At 50.7% G+C, this 19,664-nt stretch carries 18 protein-coding genes and 4 riboswitches; of the genes, 6 read left to right on the forward strand and 12 right to left on the reverse strand.

The features are described from left to right. Positions 1-132: 132 nt before the first annotated feature. From thiE to pulA, 5 genes are all read right to left on the reverse strand, one after another. Entirely contained in the window at positions 133-822 is a 690-nt protein-coding gene (thiE, locus tag E6W40_RS17680) for a thiamine phosphate synthase (protein ID WP_136606663.1), read from the reverse strand. Then, the gene (gene thiD / locus E6W40_RS17685; protein ID WP_136606664.1) at positions 819-1,631 is read right to left on the reverse strand and encodes a bifunctional hydroxymethylpyrimidine kinase/phosphomethylpyrimidine kinase; all 813 of its coding nucleotides are present in this window, start codon (positions 1,629-1,631) and stop codon (positions 819-821) included. The genes thiE and thiD overlap by 4 nt, the downstream gene beginning before the upstream one ends. Next, positions 1,628-2,461, reverse strand: a complete 834-nt coding sequence (gene thiM, locus E6W40_RS17690) for a hydroxyethylthiazole kinase (protein ID WP_136606665.1) — start codon at positions 2,459-2,461, stop codon at positions 1,628-1,630. Before thiM ends, thiD begins: the two co-directional genes overlap by 4 nt. Next, positions 2,458-3,156, reverse strand: coding sequence for a thiaminase II (gene tenA, locus E6W40_RS17695; RefSeq protein ID WP_136606666.1), 699 nt, complete (start codon positions 3,154-3,156; stop codon positions 2,458-2,460). The genes thiM and tenA overlap by 4 nt, the downstream gene beginning before the upstream one ends. Before the next feature lie 129 nt (positions 3,157-3,285). Beyond that, positions 3,286-3,391: riboswitch (TPP riboswitch) on the reverse strand. A 75-nt stretch (positions 3,392-3,466) separates the two neighbouring features. Further along, positions 3,467-5,809, reverse strand: a complete 2,343-nt coding sequence (pulA, locus tag E6W40_RS17700) for a type I pullulanase (protein ID WP_136606667.1) — start codon at positions 5,807-5,809, stop codon at positions 3,467-3,469. Between the two features lie 233 nt (positions 5,810-6,042). On the opposite strand from pulA, the gene E6W40_RS17705 reads away from it, so the two are divergent. Continuing rightward, positions 6,043-6,447, forward strand: coding sequence for a GtrA family protein (locus tag E6W40_RS17705; protein ID WP_136606668.1), 405 nt, complete (start codon positions 6,043-6,045; stop codon positions 6,445-6,447). Between the two features lie 61 nt (positions 6,448-6,508). Here E6W40_RS17705 and gcvH read toward each other — a convergent pair whose 3' ends face one another. The 4 genes from gcvH to E6W40_RS17725 form a co-directional block, all read right to left on the reverse strand. Then, complete coding sequence (gene gcvH, locus E6W40_RS17710; RefSeq protein WP_136606669.1) at positions 6,509-6,901, reverse strand: glycine cleavage system protein GcvH; 393 nt, start codon at positions 6,899-6,901, stop codon at positions 6,509-6,511. Between the two features lie 59 nt (positions 6,902-6,960). Next, positions 6,961-7,884, reverse strand: a complete 924-nt coding sequence (sdaAA, locus tag E6W40_RS17715; RefSeq protein ID WP_136606670.1) for an L-serine ammonia-lyase, iron-sulfur-dependent, subunit alpha — start codon at positions 7,882-7,884, stop codon at positions 6,961-6,963. A 7-nt stretch (positions 7,885-7,891) separates the two neighbouring features. Then, positions 7,892-8,566 carry an L-serine ammonia-lyase, iron-sulfur-dependent subunit beta gene (gene sdaAB, locus E6W40_RS17720; RefSeq protein ID WP_136606671.1) on the reverse strand — a complete coding sequence of 225 codons (675 nt, stop codon included), beginning with the start codon at positions 8,564-8,566 and terminating at the stop codon, positions 7,892-7,894. Between the two features lie 185 nt (positions 8,567-8,751). Next, positions 8,752-8,861, reverse strand: a riboswitch (glycine riboswitch). A gap of 195 nt (positions 8,862-9,056) precedes the next feature. Next, the gene (locus E6W40_RS17725; protein ID WP_136606672.1) at positions 9,057-9,893 is read right to left on the reverse strand and encodes an ROK family protein; all 837 of its coding nucleotides are present in this window, start codon (positions 9,891-9,893) and stop codon (positions 9,057-9,059) included. A gap of 210 nt (positions 9,894-10,103) precedes the next feature. Then, a riboswitch (glycine riboswitch) is annotated at positions 10,104-10,200 on the forward strand. A gap of 3 nt (positions 10,201-10,203) precedes the next feature. Continuing rightward, a riboswitch (glycine riboswitch) is annotated at positions 10,204-10,340 on the forward strand. Positions 10,341-10,541: 201 nt separating this feature from the next. Here E6W40_RS17725 and gcvT point away from each other — a divergent pair. From gcvT to gcvPB, 3 genes are read left to right on the forward strand one after another with little or no spacing between them, the layout of a single operon-like run. Then, positions 10,542-11,663, forward strand: coding sequence for a glycine cleavage system aminomethyltransferase GcvT (gcvT, locus tag E6W40_RS17730; protein WP_136606673.1), 1,122 nt, complete (start codon positions 10,542-10,544; stop codon positions 11,661-11,663). 17 nt (positions 11,664-11,680) lie between these two features. Further along, entirely contained in the window at positions 11,681-13,012 is a 1,332-nt protein-coding gene (gene gcvPA, locus E6W40_RS17735; RefSeq protein WP_136607058.1) for an aminomethyl-transferring glycine dehydrogenase subunit GcvPA, read from the forward strand. Then, positions 13,009-14,466 carry an aminomethyl-transferring glycine dehydrogenase subunit GcvPB gene (gene gcvPB, locus E6W40_RS17740; protein ID WP_136606674.1) on the forward strand — a complete coding sequence of 486 codons (1,458 nt, stop codon included), beginning with the start codon at positions 13,009-13,011 and terminating at the stop codon, positions 14,464-14,466. The genes gcvPA and gcvPB overlap by 4 nt, the downstream gene beginning before the upstream one ends. A 142-nt stretch (positions 14,467-14,608) precedes the next feature. Here gcvPB and E6W40_RS17745 read toward each other — a convergent pair whose 3' ends face one another. Both E6W40_RS17745 and E6W40_RS17750 read right to left on the reverse strand, forming a co-directional pair. Beyond that, entirely contained in the window at positions 14,609-16,135 is a 1,527-nt protein-coding gene (locus E6W40_RS17745) for a flotillin lipid rafts scaffold protein FloT (protein WP_136606675.1), read from the reverse strand. Then, positions 16,135-16,671, reverse strand: a complete 537-nt coding sequence (locus E6W40_RS17750; RefSeq protein WP_136606676.1) for an NfeD family membrane protein — start codon at positions 16,669-16,671, stop codon at positions 16,135-16,137. Before E6W40_RS17750 ends, E6W40_RS17745 begins: the two co-directional genes overlap by 1 nt. Positions 16,672-16,836: 165 nt before the next feature. Here E6W40_RS17750 and E6W40_RS17755 point away from each other — a divergent pair, with 165 nt between their 5' ends. After that, positions 16,837-17,379 (forward strand): RNA polymerase sigma factor, encoded by a 543-nt coding sequence (locus E6W40_RS17755; protein ID WP_136606677.1) that lies wholly within the window; start codon positions 16,837-16,839, stop codon positions 17,377-17,379. Beyond that, a complete protein-coding gene (locus E6W40_RS17760) occupies positions 17,366-18,325 on the forward strand; it encodes a DUF4871 domain-containing protein (RefSeq protein WP_136606678.1) in 960 nt (319 codons plus the stop codon). Before E6W40_RS17755 ends, E6W40_RS17760 begins: the two co-directional genes overlap by 14 nt. A 96-nt stretch (positions 18,326-18,421) precedes the next feature. On the opposite strand, the gene E6W40_RS17765 is transcribed toward E6W40_RS17760, so the two are convergent. Continuing rightward, positions 18,422-19,585, reverse strand: coding sequence for an iron-containing alcohol dehydrogenase (locus tag E6W40_RS17765; protein ID WP_136606679.1), 1,164 nt, complete (start codon positions 19,583-19,585; stop codon positions 18,422-18,424). Positions 19,586-19,664 lie beyond the last annotated feature (79 nt).

Genomic DNA, 19,664 nt, shown 5'->3' on the forward strand with positions numbered 1-19,664 from the left:
ATTACCACCAATTTTAAGGCTAACCCAATGTCGACCTGACGGTTGATTTCTATCAGATACATCTAGATTGCCCTATATAAAAAAAGAACCTGCCTCACGGCAGATCCTTCATCTTATTTCTGTTGGATCATCCTATTGATGTGAAAGGGAACTGCCCCGCCGTTCTAAAGAAGCGGTAACCTCGCAGACAAGCTTCTGCGCTGCGGCACCATGATCATCCGCCCCCGTAATCGCGGAAATCACGGCAATTCCATCTGCTCCAGCATGGATCACTTCCGCAGCACGCTCAATCGTAATTCCACCAATGCCTACTATAGGCAGCGTCACCTTATTCAGCTTCATTTCCCGGATCACGCCAGTTCCCTGAGCCTGCCGGGCATCGTCCTTGGACAAGGTCGGAAAGATCGGTCCAACACCCAAATAATCCACGATCCGATGATCCGCGAGCTCTGCTTCCTCCATGGAATGAACCGATAATCCCAATATTTTATCTCCGATTCGTTTCCTCACTTGATCCGCAGGCTCATCCTCCTGTCCGATATGAACTCCCTCGGCATCGATTGCAATGGCGAGGTCAACATCATCATTGATGATAAGCGGGATGCCGAATCTGCGGCATACGGTTTGAATGCGCCTCGCAAGCTCCTCCTTCTCAGCTCCCTTTAGTGCATTCCCGCCCTTTTCACGAAATTGTACCAGCGTAACTCCGCCGCGGATCGCTTCCTCCACCACGATCGCGGGATCAATCTTGCAATTTGCACTGCCGAGCACAAGATAAAGCCGCAGAGAGTCCTTTAACTGAGATACTTCAAGACGGCTCATCGGACAGAGTCCTTTCTGCGGCTGTATGCCCAATGATTCGTTGGCCCATTGCCTTCTCCAATTCCAAGCGTATCCTCAATTGCAGCCTGGATAAAAATCCGGGCCGTATGGACGGCTTGCATCATGTTCGTACCTTTAGCGAGTTCTGCCGTAATGGCTGCTGAGAAAGTGCAGCCTGTCCCGTGAGTATGCCTTGTTGCAATTCTCCCGCCTTCAAGCAGCGTGAATGAGTGTCCGTCATACAGCAGATCCACGACTTTGTCCGTTACTGGATCATGACCACCCTTAATGACGACCGTACGCGTACCATATTCGGATATCTTTATGGCCGCTTCACGGCGGTCTTCCATGGTCGTTATCGGCATGCCCGCGAGTGCTTCCGCCTCCGGTATATTAGGTGTGACTATCAGAGCTAGCGGTAGAAGTCTGTTCTTCAGCGCATCAGCAGCATCTTTGCGCAGCAGCTCCGCCCCTCCCTTCGCCACCATAACGGGATCAACAACAACATTCTTCCATCCGAAAGCTTCAATCTGGTCAGCTACAGCCCCGATAATATCAGCGCTAAACAGCATACCTGTCTTAATGGCATCGACACCCAAATCTGTGCCAACTGTGTTGATCTGCTCTGCTACTGCCGCAGCCGTTAAAGGAAATACGCCATGGACACCGAGCGTATTTTGAACCGTTACTGCCGTAATAGCCGACATTCCAAACACATTCAGCTCCTGAAATGTTTTGATATCTGCCTGAATCCCTGCGCCTCCGCCGCTATCTGAGCCTGCAACCGTCAATGCTCTGGCTATGCTCATTGCAAGAATCCCCTTCCCGCGGAAATCCGGTGACAGGTTACCGCCTCTTCCGAAACCGGATATTGATCTATTTCGGATAAGGCATCCAGGAATGCCGCTTGGAAGCTGCCGGGTCCTCGGTAGCCGGCTGCCTGATAAGCGCGTGCTGCAGCCTCACCATAAAAAGCCAAAGCAGCAGCTCCAGCTGTCAGCAGATCAGGTTCTACGGCGGCAAACGCACCCATGATGGAGGTCAGCAGACATCCCGTGCCTGTTACCTGAGTCATGATCGGATGTCCTCCACGGATCACATAGCCTTGCATGCCATCCGTAATCACATCTTCCTTTCCTGTAATGGCAACGATGGTGCCCATCCGATTTGCAGCCCGCGCGGCAAGATCAACCGGAGCTTCATCCTCAAGACCATCCGCATCGACCCCCTTGATGACAGCTGCTTCACCGATCAAGTGCGCGACCTCCGCTGCGTTGCCGCGCACCATGGAGATGCGGACTTCCCGCAATATCTCCAGAGCTGATATCGTCCGGAATGGGGTGGCACCAGCCCCTACAGGATCAAGGAGCACAGGGACGCCATGCAAATTTGCCGAGCGCCCCGCGATAATGGCCGCTTCGACCAACTCTGCGCTAAGCGTGCCCAGGTTCAGCACCAAGGCACCCGCTATTTTGGCCATATCTGCTACTTCCTCGCGGGCGTACGCCATTACGGGTGACGCACCCACTGCAAGCAGTCCGTTTGCCGTGAAATTCGTGACGACCACATTCGTCACGTTATGTACGAGGGGCCGCTGCTGCTTGACGATGCGGGGAAGATGCTGCATATCAGAGATCATCGTCCCACCTCTTTTGCTTCCAGCAGGTCAACCGGCCAAGCCTCCAAGGCAAAGGCCATGTCCCAGAACATATATTCCAGCTGACAGCTGGTCAGAAAATGTTCCTTCAGCCGGTCTTTGCGTGCCTGGGGTAAAGGCTCTGCCCACTCATCAAGCAGACGGCGCAGCTGCTCCGTAATTCCAAATTCCCTGTCTCCGTAAAAATGCATCCATTCATAAAACGGATGGGATTCATCCGGATTCACTTCTTTGAGCAATTTTTGTCCAATCTCCGTATAAGTCCAAGGGCATGGCAGCAATGCAGCAATCATGTCTTCCAGTGTTCCCTCATGAGCGACATTAAGCATATGGCGGATATAATGATTGGCAGATGGGGCAAGAGGAAATCCTTGCATTTCTTCATAGGTCACGCCTGCAGCACAGCAAAAGTTCTGATGCGGATGCGTTTCACTATTGAGGATAAACGAAATTTGTTCATTAAAAAGAGCCATGATTGCACGGTCTTCGCATCTGGAAATCGCAATTCCGTAAATTCGGATATAAGCGTTCAGATATTCAAAATCCTGCTTCACATAATGGATCAGCTGTTCCTTTCGTAACGTTCCATCGGCAATTCCCCGGACGAACGGATGATCAAAGATCGCTTGATAGATCGGATCCGCTGCGCTTCTGAGTTCTTCGGTAAAACGGGTCATTTAGAGCACCTCCGTATACATTTGGATGAAATCCATACAGGGAGCACCGGGGCAGCATACAAAAAAAGCCGCCCCGAAATGGAGCGGCTTCGCCTAGTCATCATGAAAAAAACATCAATCAGAAACATGTGAAGTCCGTCTCCACTTCCCTACGCCGGTATGATCCGGATCAGGTTCAAAGGGTCCAAGCATCCTTGTCTCAGCCGCTCTTAGCGCGGCTCCCCTAGTGGATTTCATATGAAGTTCGATTTCACGTTATACTTTAGCTTCGTTTATACATCTTGTCAAACCCATTCTCCATCATGATCCATCAGCTGATCTTCTTCCAATCATCCGAACCACTGCGGATTAAAACAGTAATGGCACTTTGGCTGTGGCCTAGCTCAATAAAACAATCCTGGTCCACATCCTTCGCTTCCCAATCATTCAGACGCACGATGTAACCGATTCTCTTCACATAGGCCGGGACAGTAAAAGAAGCAACGGCTCTGCCATTTTCCGTCCGTTCAAAATCAACCCGCTGTTCGCGGAGGCCGGTGCCCCATACCCACAGGTTCCAGCCGTCATATTTGCCGTCGGGACGCTCGTATTGCACCTCGACTCGTTTGGTTGGCCGCGGCACACCACCGACTTCTTCGAACAGCACCATCATCGACAATTCCGGTACGCTCACCTGTTCATCCACCAGAAAATCAAGCGCCTGGTTTCCGGCTTGCTCCTCATTCACCGCAATCTTCCATCCGGTTTTGGAGAAAGGGAGCTCCATCTTAATCTCATGATGGTTGGCATTATAGATCACAACGATATTTTTCCAGACATCATCATTCGCAAAATCTTTCAGCATATATGCCACCGTGTTATCCTGACAGCGGAGTACCTCCAGATGCTTCTCTATCTGCTCCTTCGAAGTCATGCGGAATGCAGGATGTGTTTTTCGAAGATCGATCAAGCCGCGATAATAATCGAAGACGGGTTTAAATCTCCGCTTATTCTCCCATCGGATCGCATTGACGAGATCACCGCTGCGGTAGCTGTTATGGTCGCCGTATTTCGTGCGCAGCAACTCATCGCCGGCCTGGATCATGGGAATGCCCTGCGAGGTGAGCACGATTCCATTAGCCAAAATAGCTCTCTTCACGGACTCGCTTTTCATCAAATAATCCCTGTCTACGCTTCGGTATGGCTCTGAATGCTTCACAGCTTCCTCCAGGCTTCCCCCGTTCGTCAGCTCACCATTCCGGATCTCCTCGAATCCTGCCTCATTGCGAAGACCCTGCGTGGTCAATACTTTATCCCACAGGTTTAGGTTATCGTGGACGGTTACATAATTTATCGTTTCCAGTGGGGAAGCGGTAAAATCATGCACCGCGCCTTTTACCCCTTCAAGAATTGCCGCTTCCATTTCGGGTTGACCTGTGGCAAAGCCTTTTCCTCCACCATCGCTATCCCCTTTGATGGCTCCTCTAAAATGATCATTGAATACGGCAAAGCCTTTATTCATTTGGCTGCCCTTCAACGTTTGCTGCTGCAGAGGCGTATCGCCTCCTGTCCATGGTTCACCATAGATTAAAATCGAAGGGTCTACCTCGCTGTGCAGCTCCCTGGCGACCTGGATAATCGTCTCGGTGTCGATCAATCCCATTAGATCAAATCGGAAGCCGTCGATGTGATATTCCTCAGCCCAGTACCGGACCGAGTCCAAAATGTACTTCCGGACCATCGGCCGCTCCGTCGCCATTTCATTACCCACGCCGGAACCATTCGTCAGTCTGCCCTGAGCATCCCTACGGTAAAAATAGCCGGGTACAATCGCCTCAAAAGGCCCGTCTTCCACGCCAAAGGTGTGATTATAAACGACGTCCATAATGACGCGGATACCTTTACGGTGTAATGCCATGATCATTTCCTTGAATTCAAGGATCCGTACTCCCGGAATTTGCGGATCGGTCGCATAGGATCCCTCAGGCACATTGAAATGCTGCGGGTCATATCCCCAGTTGTACTTCGTTTCGGTCGAATCGGGATCATCCACAAGGAGCTCATTCACCGTTTTAAAATCAAATACCGGGAGCAGATGAACATGGGTCACACCAAGCTCCTGCAGATGATCGATACCCACCTTGTTTCCTTCCTTGTCCCGAAGGCCGGTTTCCGTAAAGGATTTAAATTTTCCATGATATTCAAATCCTGATTCCGTATCTGCCGAAAAATCCCGTACATGCAGCTCATACAGCACGGTATCCTGAAGTCCCTCTAACGGTGGCCGCTTTTCTCCCTCCCACCCTGGAGGACTCCAATACTGCAAATCAACAACAGCCGATCTGGCCCCGTTGGCGCTCACACCTTTGGAATAAGGGTCTGTTACATAACGAATACTGCCGTCCGGACCTTCTATTTTATACATATAGTATCGACCGGCGAGATCTCCATAGAAACGTAGAAACCAGACACCGGCTTTCCAATTCTTCATGCCGATCTCCAGCCCGTCCGTATGAACAGTAACCTCTCCTTGGGCATTATAGCTCCCCGCATCCTGATAGAGAGCCAGCGTTACTTTTACCGCGCCCGGAGCCCAAAGTTTAAAGATGCTTTCTGTTCTGGAATAATTGCAGCCCAGATCACGGCCATCATAATAATCTGTTTTTTCATTCATGATTTATACACCACCATATAATTGACATTCGATGTATGCAAAATCGCCTTCAACACATCCTATGTGTCTTTGTTGCCATTTGCAAGGGTTTATATGCGTAATATCGGCCCAAATTCGAGCTAACTGAATAGCTTAGAGCATATTGGGCGAGCAGCAGTTGCACATAGATTCAAAAAAAATACATAATAGAGACAGAAAAACTAGTGCAGGCTGCCAGGTTGGGAGGAACGTTAATGATTGAAAAAGCGGGCCGGAATGAAGTCAAACGCTTCATTCGCTTTGGCATTGTCGGCGTGATGAATACAGTGGTGGACTTTATCGTATTTTTCCTTATGCATTCCTTTCTCGGCAGCATAGCGGGTCAAATCGTTTCTTATGCGGCGGGAATGCTGAACAGCTATTTCTGGAACCGTCGCTGGACTTTCGGACAAAAACGAACACGCGACTATGTTCAGATGCTTCGTTTTACCGCTGTGAATGCGGCCATAGCCGCAGGGACAGCGCTCCTGCTGTATCTGCTGGAAGGCCATCTGCCGCTTGTGGCAGCCAAGCTCCTTGTCACAGCCGCAGGCGTTTTCATTAATTACTTCCTGAGCCGTGCATGGGTGTTCCGTCCACATAAAATTGAAGATCAATAGATAAAAAAATGGCGTGCCGGATGACTAAGTCATTCCAGCACGCCGTTTTTCCGCTCAGATATTACTCTTCTAGGAACTTCTCATACTGCTCTGCACTCAGCAGTGTCGACAGATGCTCATCCAGTTCTCCCTCGACTTCAATCTCTGCCATCCAACCGCCTTCATAAGGCTCGCTGTTAACGAGTTCAGGCTCATCATTCAAGTTTGAGTTGATTTTCATGATTTGACCGCCAACAGGGCTGAACAGATCCGATACGGTTTTTACGGATTCAATCGTTCCGATCGTCTCCTCGGCTTTGACCTCTGTACCTTCATCCGGGAGCTCTACAAACACAATATCACCCAGCTGATGCTGTGCAAAATCGCTGATACCGATCCGCACGACGTTTCCGCTTACCTTTTCAACCCATTCATGATCCTTGCTGTACCAACGGTTCTCTTTCACATTGCTCATTCTTTTCAACTCTCCTTTGATTAGTGTAATCATCTATGACTAGTACTGTAGATGAGCCATTAATTCATGTCTGACGGCGGCTGCTTGGCTTCTTTGGCTTTTCTGCGGCGCTGCTCCACCAATTCTTTTGTCAGCTTCCGCCCCGTAGGTGTTGCGGCCAAGCCGCCCTTGCCAGTTTCCCGGTGCTTGGTCGGCATGGCACTACCGACTTCCAGCATCACGCCGATGACCTCATCGGCGGGAATAACACTTCCCACGCCGGCCAGAGCCATATCGGCAGCCGCCAGCGCAGTAACTGCACCCAGGCCATTGCGCACTATGCAGGGTATTTCCACAAGCCCGGCTACCGGATCGCAGATTAGGCCAAGGCAGTTTTTCAAGGCGAGACCCACAGCGTGCACCGCCTGCTGTGGTGATCCGCCTCTTAGCTCTACCATGGCCCCGGCCGCCATACCAATCGCCGAACCAACCTCGGCCTGGCATCCACCTTCCGCTCCTGAGATGGAAGCGTTATTGGCGATCACAAATCCGATTGCACCGGCAGTGAATAAACCGTGAACCAGCTTGTCGTCATCCCAGCCGAAACGTTCCTGTGTACTGACGAACACGCCAGGGATAATTCCGCATGACCCCGCCGTAGGCGTGGCTATGATTCTTCCCATAGAAGCGTTCACTTCGGAAACAGCAAGTGCGTAAGCCATCGCAGTGGCAGAAGGCCCACCAAGGCATGGCTCACCCTGCTGCATGTAATCCGCCACCTTTTTAGCGTCTCCGCCCGTCAGTCCGCTTCGTGATTTCGTGTTGCCGGTCAGCCCCTTCTGAACGGCCTCCTTCATGACCTGGTAATAATCGGCCATCTGCCGGAATACCTCATCCACAGGGATATTGGTTTCCTTGGCCTGATCCTCCATCATCACTTCAGCAATTGTTTTGTTCTCCTTCAGGCAGATGTCTGCCAGCTGTTCCAGCGTTTCAAATCTCATCGGTCAACTAGCTCCTTTGGGTTAAGTCTATCATCGTCACTTCCAAAATAAACGGCTGATTAATCATCTCTTTGATGATGTTCTCCGCAGGAGCCGAATCCAGCTCAAATACCGTCATGGCTGCTCCGCTGCGTCCCTTGCGGTCCACATCCATATAACCGATGTTGATATCTTCCCGGCTGAGCAGAGCCGTCAGGTTGGCAAGCACTCCCTGGCTATCAGAGTGGGTGACGGCGATCGTTGGATACTCTCCGGTAATCTGTACATCAAAACCGTTCAGGGAGTAAACCGCAATCGTGCCGCCGCCGATGGAAGCTGCAACAATCTCTGCCTTATTCTCTCCCGCCCAAAGTGTAATTTTTACAGAGTTCGGGTGAGGTCCGTTGCCTTTTCCCTGCACCCATTCCATGCTCATGCCAGTCTTTTCTGCCTCGATATCCGCCTCCGGAATCCGTTCATCATCCGTATCAAAATTAAGTAATCCGGCCGTTAAAGCCAAATCCGTTCCATGTCCCCAATACGTCTCTGCAAAAGATCCGAACAACGTGATTTGCGCCTTCTCCGGCTGACAGCCGAGCAGCTGGCGAGCCACTCTTCCGATGCGCACGGCACCGGCAGTATGGGAACTAGAAGGCCCTACCATGGACGGACCAATGATGGAAAATACATTTTTGAATCTCAAGGTCTTCCACGCTCCTGTATGGATATTGAAGTCAGGATATTGTTAAGTCTTCGCATGGCAGCAAAAAAAGGACAGCAAAAAAAGGTATGCAGCACCTTTTCTCTGTCCCTTGTACCTGAGAGTTTAAACGGAAATTCAACGTTTCCGCGTTCCCCTTGGGTGGCTGACGCTCTCTCCAGAGCCGCGTCCGGCGACGGTTCCTTGTACCTGAGAGATTAGCTGCCTGTATGTGCGTACCTGCAGCTTGCTCCTTCGGTGCCGCCCTTTCCAGGGCAGTCTCTCCCGTTCGCTTTCATCCGCTAATATATGGAAATCCATGATATCCTGGAACCATTTACAATCCTATTCCCCTTTAGAATAAAGCAGAGCGAACAGCGGTGTCAATATAACACAACCCCCATTTTGATGTTTCGCCGAAATCCCCTTTTCAAGATATATGTAAATATAATATTAGAAGACTCCGCTTCCTTATCCATCAGGAAATTCCCGCCTATAGCTGCATGCCGCTGCGCATATATTCCATAGCTCCGAGAGCTACAATGCGTTTGTTGTCTTTTGCCGGAGCGATCAAGCAGTGGTTGAACATATCCGGCAGTGTATGTTTTTGGGCGGTTTCAAGCGCTTGCTCCATATAACCGGGATAAGTAGCCGTACTTCCACCGATCACGATTACATCCGGATTGAACAAATGTATCACATTCGTCAAAGCCAGCCCGAAGTGAAAACCCGCCTCGGTCAGGAGCTTCTCTGTGCCTGAATCCTTGCTGCTTATCCGTTCGAGAAATTCCTCAATACCGCATCCTGCCTGCATCAAAATTCCGATGCCGCCTGCCAGGCTGTCCAAAGTTTTCGGCCCGTTTTCCGTTGATGTTACACAATACCCCAGTTCTCCGGCAAAGCCGTGCGCCCCTTTAAACATGCGTTCTTTCGAATAAACGCCCAGCGCAATGCCGGAACCTGCCATAATAACAGCAATCGTGTCCTTGTCCGTGTAATTAACGGTTTCCGCCACAGTAGCGGCTTTGACATCATTGATGAACCGGACCGGAAACCTTCCCCCGCCAAAATAATCTGTCGTTATGCCTGTCAATGAACTGATATCCGAAAGCTTCACCCGGCTATCTCCCTCCACAAGACCCGGCACTGCCATACCAAGACCTTCAGGCACAAAAGGCAGACCCTCAAGGAAGGTGTCAATATCATGCTTCAGCTGCTCCCTGGGACAATCCAGCCCCGTCGATACTTTCTGTTCCACATGCTCCCCGTTCACCTGCGCATAAAGATACATTTTCGTACAACCGATATCGACACCGACCACTCTCTCCACGCTTGATCCCTCCCGGAATAAATAAATCGTGCTTGGATGACTCTATAAACATTGTACCGTGTCCATTTAGAAATCAATACACTAAAATGGATGGAAATCCGTATTTTTACTTATACCTCCTCCTTGCCGCTGATCATGTCTCCCCTTATAATCTTGTTGACATTACAGTGGCCTTTGAGTATTAATGATATTAAGACAATTCAATAGCGGATGAAGGTAATGGGAGAGATTACTGAACCTTAGTGACGCCGAAGGAGTAAGCCCTTGCAAGGGTGAATCTCTCAGGCAAAAGGACCATTATTGGACGCATCTCTGGAGAGAATTCTTAAGCGAAAGAATCACCCAAGGGGAAATTTGCTGGCCGGTGCAGGAATCGTATGAACGCCTTTTGTTATCCCTTTTTTTGCCCGGAATCAGCAAGGTAACTCTCAGGTACCAAGGACAGAGCATGAAGATCAGTATGCCAGAAAACGGCATGCTTGTTCTTCTGCCTGTCCTTTTTGTGTTACGAAAAACGTCTACTGACATACTTTCGCAGAAGCATGGAGCATTTTTAGAGGTTGTTTTTCTTGCAATTACGAATTGTTCAGCTGGGTTGAAAACGTATTAATTCTATATTTTTCAAAAATAAAAAGAGAAGGTGATCTCGTGTCCGAGCTTAAACGAACCCCGCTTTACCCTCTTTACGCCGAAATATCCGGAGTACGCTGCATCGATTTTGGCGGCTGGGAGCTGCCTGTCCAGTTCAGCGGTATTCATAAAGAGCATGAGGCTGTCCGTGAAGCCGCCGGTTTATTCGATGTATCGCATATGGGCGAATTCATGGTGAGTGGTCCTCAGGCTGAAAGTTTTATTCAGCATGTGACTGTCAATGATGTAACCACCCTTACCTCCGGACAGGCGCAGTACAGCGCGATGTGTTATCCGGATGGCGGCGTGGTCGATGATCTGCTGGTTTACAAGCTGGGCGGGCAGTCTTACATGCTGGTCGTGAATGCATCGAACCTGGATAAGGACTGGGAATGGCTGCAGCAGCATCTTATGGATGGAGTTCAGATGACGAATGAGTCTGATGGAACAGCTCTCCTTGCACTTCAGGGACCCAAAGCAGAGGAGATTCTCGCTCCGCTCGTTGATACGGATCTTACTCAGCTCGGGGCATTTCACTTCCTGCAGCAAGTCCCCCTCCTCGGCGCATCAGTACTCATCTCACGCACCGGTTATACCGGTGAAGATGGCTTTGAGATTTATCTGCCTGCTGGAGATGCTCCCGCTGTATGGAAGGGACTGCTTGAACACGGTGAAGCCCATGGTCTTCTTCCTGCTGGACTCGGTGCCCGCGACACGCTCCGTTTTGAAGCCAAGCTGCCTCTTTACGGACAAGAGCTGTCCCGAGATATTTCCCCGCTGGAAGGCGGCATCGGTTTTTTCGTGAAACTGAACCAGGCCGATGATTTTATTGGCAAAGAGACCCTTCGGCAGCAAAAAAATGATGGTGTACCACGTAAATTGGTTGGGATCGAAATGATCGATCGGGGAATCCCGCGCTCGCATTATCCGGTATACTCCGGTGACACGCAGATAGGTGAAATTACTACAGGAACGCAGTCTCCCACGCTAAAGCGAAATCTGGGGCTTGCTCTGATTGAGAGTGGTCATGCCGCAATCGGCACACAGGTTGAAGTGGATGTCCGCGGCAAACGACTGAAAGCTGAAGTTGTAAGTGTTCCCTTTTATAAAAGAGCCCAAAAAGGAGCTGACTCCAAGTGAAGCACCGTTATCTGCCTATGACCGAGCAGGATCAGCAGGATATGCTGAAAACCGTCGGAGTGAACTCTATTGAAGAGCTGTTTAAAGATATTCCTGAAGAAATCCGTTTTAAGGGCGAACTGCCTGTCTCCAAAGGTTTGGACGAATATGCCCTCACCAGCCATCTATCCGCACTAGCCGCCAAAAACGCCAATACCGACCAGTACCCAAGCTTCCTTGGTGCCGGCCTGTATGACCATCATGTTCCCTCAGTGATTAACCATGTCGTATCGAGATCCGAATTCTACACTGCTTATACGCCCTATCAGCCTGAAGTCAGCCAAGGCGAGCTGCAGGCCATTTTTGAATTTCAATCTTATATTTGTGAGCTGACAGGTATGGCTGTAGCCAACGCCAGTATGTATGACGGTGCAACCGCTCTTGCTGAAGCTGGTTCGCTGGCAAGTGCCGCCACCAAGCGCAGCAAGCTCGTGGTTTCCACCGCAGTTCATCCGGAATCGAGGCAGGTGCTTCTCACCTATGCGCATGGTCTTGGTCTTGAAATCATTGAGGTGGGCACGAAAAATGGCGTGACGGATATGGATGAGCTTGCGAAGGCTATTGCTGATGACACCGCAGCCGTTCTGGTGCAAAATCCTAACTTCTTCGGCTCGATCGAGGATCTCACTTCCATCGGTGAACTGGTGCATGCTCAAAAAGGCCTGATGATCGTAAGTACGAATCCAATATCTCTCGGACTTCTGGAAGCCCCCGGCAAGCTCGGCGCAGACATCGTCGTCGGAGACGCACAGCCGCTTGGTATTTCTTCCTCTCTCGGCGGTCCGACATGCGGATTCTTCGCTGTTTCGAAGGATCATATGCGCAGAATGCCAGGCCGCATTGTAGGCCAGACGGTCGACCGAAACGGCAAGCGTGGCTTTGTGCTGACGCTGCAGGCCCGTGAACAGCATATCCGCCGTGAGAAGGCGACCTCGAACATCTGCTCAAACCAGGCGCTGCTTGCGCTCTGCGCTTCCGTATACATGTCTGTAATGGGCAAGCAGGGCATGATCGAGGTCAGCCAGTTGAATCTGCAGAAAAGCCATTACGCCGCAAAGCGCCTTGCAGATGTGCCAGGAGTGACAATGCCGTTTACATCCCCTTACTTCAACGAGTTTGTTGTTAAACTGCCTGATGGCATTTCCGCTTCCGCAGTAAATTCCAAACTGCTGGAAGAAGGCTTCCTCGGTGGCTATGACCTGGGCCACTCTTATCCGGAGCTTGAAGGCCATATGCTGATTGCTGTCACGGAACGCAGAACCAAGGAACAGATAGACCAATTCACATCACGGCTGGAGGGCTGTTTATGATACAGGAAAAAGCATTGATATTTGAGCTTAGTCACCCCGGCCGCATTGCCTATTCCCTGCCGGAACTCGACGTGCCTGCCCTGGATGCTGCGTCCGTCATTCCAGCCTCCATGCTGCGCAGCGAGCCTGCGGCTTTGCCGGAAGTTTATGAAGTGGATGTCATCCGCCATTACACGGAGCTCTCCCGCCGCAATTTCGGTGTAGATAACGGGTTCTATCCTTTGGGCTCCTGCACGATGAAATATAATCCGAAGGTCAATGAAGATGTGGCCCGTTATGCCGGATTCGCTAAAATTCACCCTTATCAGCCCGAAGAAAGCATTCAGGGAGCTTTGGAGCTGCTGTATCAGCTGCAGGTAGACCTGGCCGCACTCACAGGCATGGATGCAGTCACATTGCAGCCTGCCGCCGGTGCTCACGGCGAGTGGACCGGTTTGATGATGATCCGTGCTTACCATGAAAGCCGCGGAGAACATCGCGACAAGGTCATCGTACCTGATTCGTCACATGGCACTAATCCGGCAAGTGCTTCCGTTGCCGGCCTACAGACCATTACCATTCCGTCTACGGATAAAGGACTTGTCGATCTGGATGCACTCCGCGCAGCTGTAGGAAGCGATACGGCTGCCCTGATGCTGACCAACCCGAATACGCTTGGTCTGTTCGAAGAACAAATTCAGGAGATTGCTGCTATCGTTCATGAAGCTGGCGGCTTGCTGTACTATGACGGCGCCAACTCCAATGCCATTATGGGTATTACCCGTCCTGGAGACATGGGCTTTGACGTAGTGCATCTGAACCTCCATAAAACGATGAGCACGCCGCATGGCGGCGGGGGGCCAGGAGCTGGTCCTGTCGGCGTGAAGAGTCTGCTCGTACCGTTCCTTCCGCGTCCATTCGTTTCAATAGCTGAAAATGGAGCATTCACTCTAGAAGGCGGGAACGACCAATCCATTGGCCGCGTGAAGGCCTACTACGGTAACTTCGGTATCCTGGTGCGTGCATACACCTATATGCGAAGCTATGGTCCGGAAGGTCTGCGCCGCGTATCCGAATGCGCCGTGCTGAACGCCAACTACATGATGAAACGACTCGAGCCCTATTTCGATGTTCCCTATCCGGGCATCTGCAAGCATGAGTTTGTCATGTCCGGTACACCGCTGAAAAAATACGGTATACGCACCTTGGACGTCGCGAAGCGGCTGCTCGATTTCGGATATCATCCGCCAACCATTTACTTCCCGCTTAACGTAGAAGAGTGCATGATGATCGAACCGACGGAAACAGAAAGCAAAGATACCCTGGATGCATTCATCGATACAATGATTCAAATTGCCAAGGAAGCCGAAGAGCAGCCGGAACTGCTCCTGAACGCCCCTTACGACACGCCGGTTACCCGTCTGGACGAAACGACTGCGGCACGCAAGCCGGTGCTGAACTGTGCCTGCAGCTGAGTAATCAGCCGGATCAAATCAAGGCGAAGAGTATATACCTTTCGTTCTTATATCTAAAAAAGCGCATTCCCAGAAGGGAATGCGCTTTTCCTTTATTTGAATATGTGAGAAACAATGTACGACGAAAATGCCATCACCAAATCTATTCCTGTGCTGCGCCCGCTTCCAGACTGACCAGTTCATGAGGTGATTGCTGGGCAACCGCCGGAGCAGGTTTCGATTTGCTGGTCAGATTCTTGATCAGGCTCTCGACGTCGATGCCGGACACATTTTTCAGCATTTCAGGTGCCGTTGACATCAGTTCCGTCACATAGTTGCTCACGCGTGCTGCGCCTTCGCCTTTGCCTGTATCGACCACGGTAAGCTTGTCGATCGAAGAGAGCGGCTGGGCGATTTTCCCTGCCAGCTCTGGCAGCATCTTGACGATAATATCGAGCACTGCTGCTTCGCCGAATTTTTGGAAGGCTTCCGCCAGCTTCTCTTTTGCTTCCGCTTCAGCCAAACCGCGCAGACGGACGACTTCAGCTTCAGCTGTACCTTTGGCCCGCTCTGCATCGGCAACAGCCTGACCTTCCAGACGTTTCTGCTCTGCAGAGGCTCTGGCCTGCGTTTCGATGGAATATTGCAATGCGTCGGCTTCGCGCATTCTGCGCGCTTTATCTGCTTCGGCCGCCTGTTCGACTGCATAGCGGTCGGCATCCGCCTTTTTCTTCACTTCCGCGTCGTACTGCTTCTGACGTACCACAATTTCTTTTTCCTGCAGATCGATCTCCCGGTCTTTACGAACCAGTTCCACCTTCATCTGCTCTTCGACCATGGTTTGTTTAGCACGTGCTTCCTGAATATGGTAGGCCTGATCCGCTTCCGCCTTAGCCGTGTCCTGATCTTTCTTAAAGGACGCGACCTTAAGCTCTTTCTCCTTCGAGGCTTCGGCGATGTTGGTATCACGCAGCAGCTCCGCCTTCTGACCCTGCTCTTCCGCATTCGCCTTTTGAATCCGTGCGTCGCGCACCGCCTCAGCTTCTGCTATTTCGGCATCCCGTTTGACTGCTGCGATCCGCGGTTTACCGAGAGCATCCAGATATCCCTGCTTATCGCGCACATCCTTAATGGTAAAAGATACGATCTGAAGGCCCATTTTCTTCAAATCGCGTGCCGCCACCCCTTGAACCTCCTGCGCAAACTTATCCCGGTTCCGATATACTTCCTCTACGGTCATGGAGCCCAGAATCGCACGCAGATGTCCTTCAAGCACTTCCTGTGCTTCGCCCTTCAGCGCTTCTATTGGCTTACCAATGAACTGCTCTGCCGCGGTGGCTACGTCTTCGATGCTGCCTCCAACCTTGATGATCGCTACGCCATCAGCAATAACCGGCACTCCCTGTTCGGTGTATACCTCAGGTGTCGAAACGTCCAGCTTATGGGAAAGCAGCGAGATAAACTCCGATTGCTGGAAGACCGGCAGAATAAATGCGCCGCCCCCACGAACAATTTTAATTTTACGTCCGGAGTCATCCTCCGAGATGTTTTTACTGCCTAAAAAGGATCCCGTCACGATCATGGCCTCATCCGGTCCCACCGTCTTATAGCGGGCCCAGAAAGCCAAACCCAAAACAAAAATAACCCCTACAACAATAATCGGAATAATCAGGTACTCAGGCAAATCCATTAAACAACATCTCCTCTTCTCTCATCTAGATTAGTGACACGAAGTACCCCGTCTTGCACATCCACGACGACTACCCGTGTACCGGCAGACAGCTGGTGGCGCTCAAGGCTTGAAGCAATATGCAGCGTATTTCCGGCACCGAGTCTGATCATGACCTCACCGTATCCCGTCTCGGGAATCGGAATCGTGACCTCGCCAATGCGACCGGAAAGCTCGCGGATGGAATACCCGGTGGAATTTTCACTGTTATCCATGGGCTTGACATAAAAAAAGTAGACAAGCGCTGAAATCACAACAGCGATAACCACCGACAGCAAAACCACTACAAAGCCGCTCCAATCCGTATAATGCGCCAATAAAATGCCCGCTCCGCCAAACACCGTTACTGCGCTTGCGATGACCATTGGCTTCAGGAAGTCGACTGACATAAAATCGAGCAGCCCGTCGAGTGCATGGCTGACCAGATCGCCCAGCAGCACGCTGACCGCCGCAAACAGGATTCCGCCTGCCAGACAGCTCCAAAACAGCGTTTCCATGGTAGCATCCTCCTAAATATGTTCCAAACTGTCTATATAAAGATATACGTATTAAGGTTCGATCTTGTTTCAAATCTTTCCTGCTTGATAAAATATTGTAAAGAATTTTGCAGAATAAGGGAACTTTATTGCAGGTCAGTTGTCTACTTTACGGGAGGGATGAACATGGATGGCCTGGCTGATCTCATGATTGCCGATGACCCGTATGACGCGCTGTGCGATCTCATGCGCAGTTATTCGCAGGATGTCTGGAACTTCGCCTTTTTCTTAACGAGGAACAGGGAAGCCGCTGACGATATATCACAGGAAGTTTTTTTGAAAGCTTACGAACACTGGAGGGGGTTTGAGAGGCGTAGCTCGCCCAAAACCTGGCTGCTGGCCATGGCTCGCAACTTGAGCCGGAACTGGCTGAAATCACACAGCGTGAGGAAAGTGGTTCTGATGGAGCAAATTTTTCATCGCAGTATGGTCAGCTCAGCCGAGACAGAATATTTGGACCAGCTGCAAACACAAAGCATCTGGCACCATGTGCTGCAGCTGCCTGCCAAATACCGGGAGGTGCTGCTTCTCGATGCCCATTACGAAATGGCGTATTCTGATATCGCAGAGCTGCTTGGCATTGCCCAAGGGACGGTCAAATCCCGGATACACCGTGCAAGAAAGCGGATGGAAAAAGCGATGAAAGGAGACCTGCATGATGAGCAATGAGACGAAACCACAGTGGTACGAGCAGCTGAAAACACCTCCATTTGACAAGCCGATGTTCACACCTCAAATGGAGCAGCAGGTACTCCAGCAGCGGCTGCGGAAGCAAAAGCAGTACCGTGCAGCCAAACCGCTCCAAGCTACCGCTATCATCGGCATGGCCGTTGTAATGGCGGTTGTACTAATTTTGGCCGTCACAGGAAGACTGGGCACGGACAGCTCTACCGATTTGGCTGGACTATGGCTCAGGAATGATGATGCCAAAGCATGGGAGCCTCATTCGGTGTATATGCAGCACTCCATCCCATTAATCGAAGCAATCCCCGGAGGAGACTATCAGGCTGGCTGGGCATCAAGCTGTTACTGGCTGCTGAATATCCCTTATGAACAGCTTCAGCAATCAACCATTCAAATCACCGCTACGGAACGGAGCACCGGAATGACAGTAACTGAGCTGCCTGAAACGGCCATTGACCGAACCATGAGCAATAAAGATTCAATCCGGTTCGGTTCCGATTTCGCGCTGCCTTTTGCCGGAACCTGGAGATTCGATGTCAAGATTGACGGAGAAAGGAAAGGCGATGTCGTCTTTGAAATCCCCGATTCCGATTGGCAGATCGCATCGAGTTTTGAGTTTGAGAATTCGGTGATAACCGGAAATAACATGAGGATGGGATATGTGTCCAGCGGCTTTACAGCGGGCAAACCAAACAAGTTTCTGTGGCATTTGTTTAACGTTGAAAAACAGGCAAAGCAAATACGCGTCAATGCAGTCAAGCAGGGCTCCACGGATGTCCTTACCTTGCTGGAAACCAGGCTCAGCGGAAGTGAATGGCATACAACCCTGCCAAGCTCCATGCAGCTGCCTGAATCCGGACTTTGGAGACTGCTGGTATACGTGGATGACAAGTTTTTTGACAGCATGGTTGTTGTGGTGAAAGAACCGTAGAATGAAGATAGGCAGAAAGAACAAATAGCCATAAACAAAAAGGACCTCCCGGCAGGGAAGTCCTTTTTATGTTCTATTGATCGTTGATCGGATATTTTACAGAGACATTTTATAAATTTCTACCACATCTTCTTTATTCAAGGTTCTGAATTTGCCGAAAGGCCCGAAGCGAACGGTTTTCTCTGCCATCACGTCAATTTGGCTGTCGTCGATGTCATAGTCCGCCAAGCGGCTGGGTGCGCCAATTGAGCTCCAGAAGTCGCTTAATGCCTGAATGCCTTCTTTTCCAACTTCCTCATCGGTTTTGCCGGATGGATCAATATGGAATACATTGACCGCCAGCTGTTTGAAGCGCGCAGGGTTCGTATGAAGGTTATATTTCATCCAGTTCGGGAACAGGATCGCAAGTCCGCCGCCATGTGGAATATCATAGACTGCTGACACCGCATGCTCAATATTATGGGTCGCCCAGTCCCCTGCATAACCCATATTCAGGATGCCGTTCAGGGCCATCGTTCCGCAGTACATAATCGTCGAACGGTCCTCGTAGTTCTCCAGATCATCGATCAGACGTGGTGCCGTATCAATAACTGTACGGAGAATCGTTTCGCAGAAACCGTCTTGTACCGGGGTATTCTTCTCGGAATGGAAGTAATGCTCCAGCACGTGGGACATCATATCCACCATGCCATAGACCGTTTGATCTTTAGGCAGCGTGAAGGTGTTAACCGGATCCAGAATTGAAAATACAGGGAAAGCATGAGGACTGCCCCAGCCCATTTTCTCCTGTGTCTTCTCGTTGGTAATGACCGAACCCGCATTCATCTCGGAACCGGTTGCGGCAATGGTGAGGACGGTACCCAGCGGAAGTGCATCTTTGGCCGCTGCTTTGCGCTCTACAAAGTCCCACATATCTCCGTCATATTTGGCACCCACCGCAATGGCTTTCGCACAGTCGATGACACTGCCGCCGCCAACCGCCAGAATAAGGTCAATATTTTTCTCACGACACAGGTCTACACCCTTATGTACCGTGGACAAGCGTGGATTGGGTTCAACGCCGCTGAGTTCTGTCACCTCTGCGCCGATTTCCTTCAAAAGGCCGTTTACTTGATCGTACAAGCCGCTACGCTTAATGCTGCCGCCACCGTAAACGAGCAAAACGTTCTTGCCGTACTTCGGCACTTCTGTCTTTAATGTATCAAGCTTACCTTTGCCAAAGATCAGCTTGGTTGGATTATGGAATTCAAATGGATTCACGCAAAATCGCCTCCAGGTCAAAAAAATAGATACTACCCGTTTATTATAACCCTCTGTGCGGACAAGAAACAAACCGCCC

Source organism: Paenibacillus dokdonensis (assembly GCF_004916975.1).
In the GTDB taxonomy this organism is placed as follows: Bacteria; Bacillota; Bacilli; order Paenibacillales; family Paenibacillaceae; genus Paenibacillus_AQ; species Paenibacillus_AQ dokdonensis.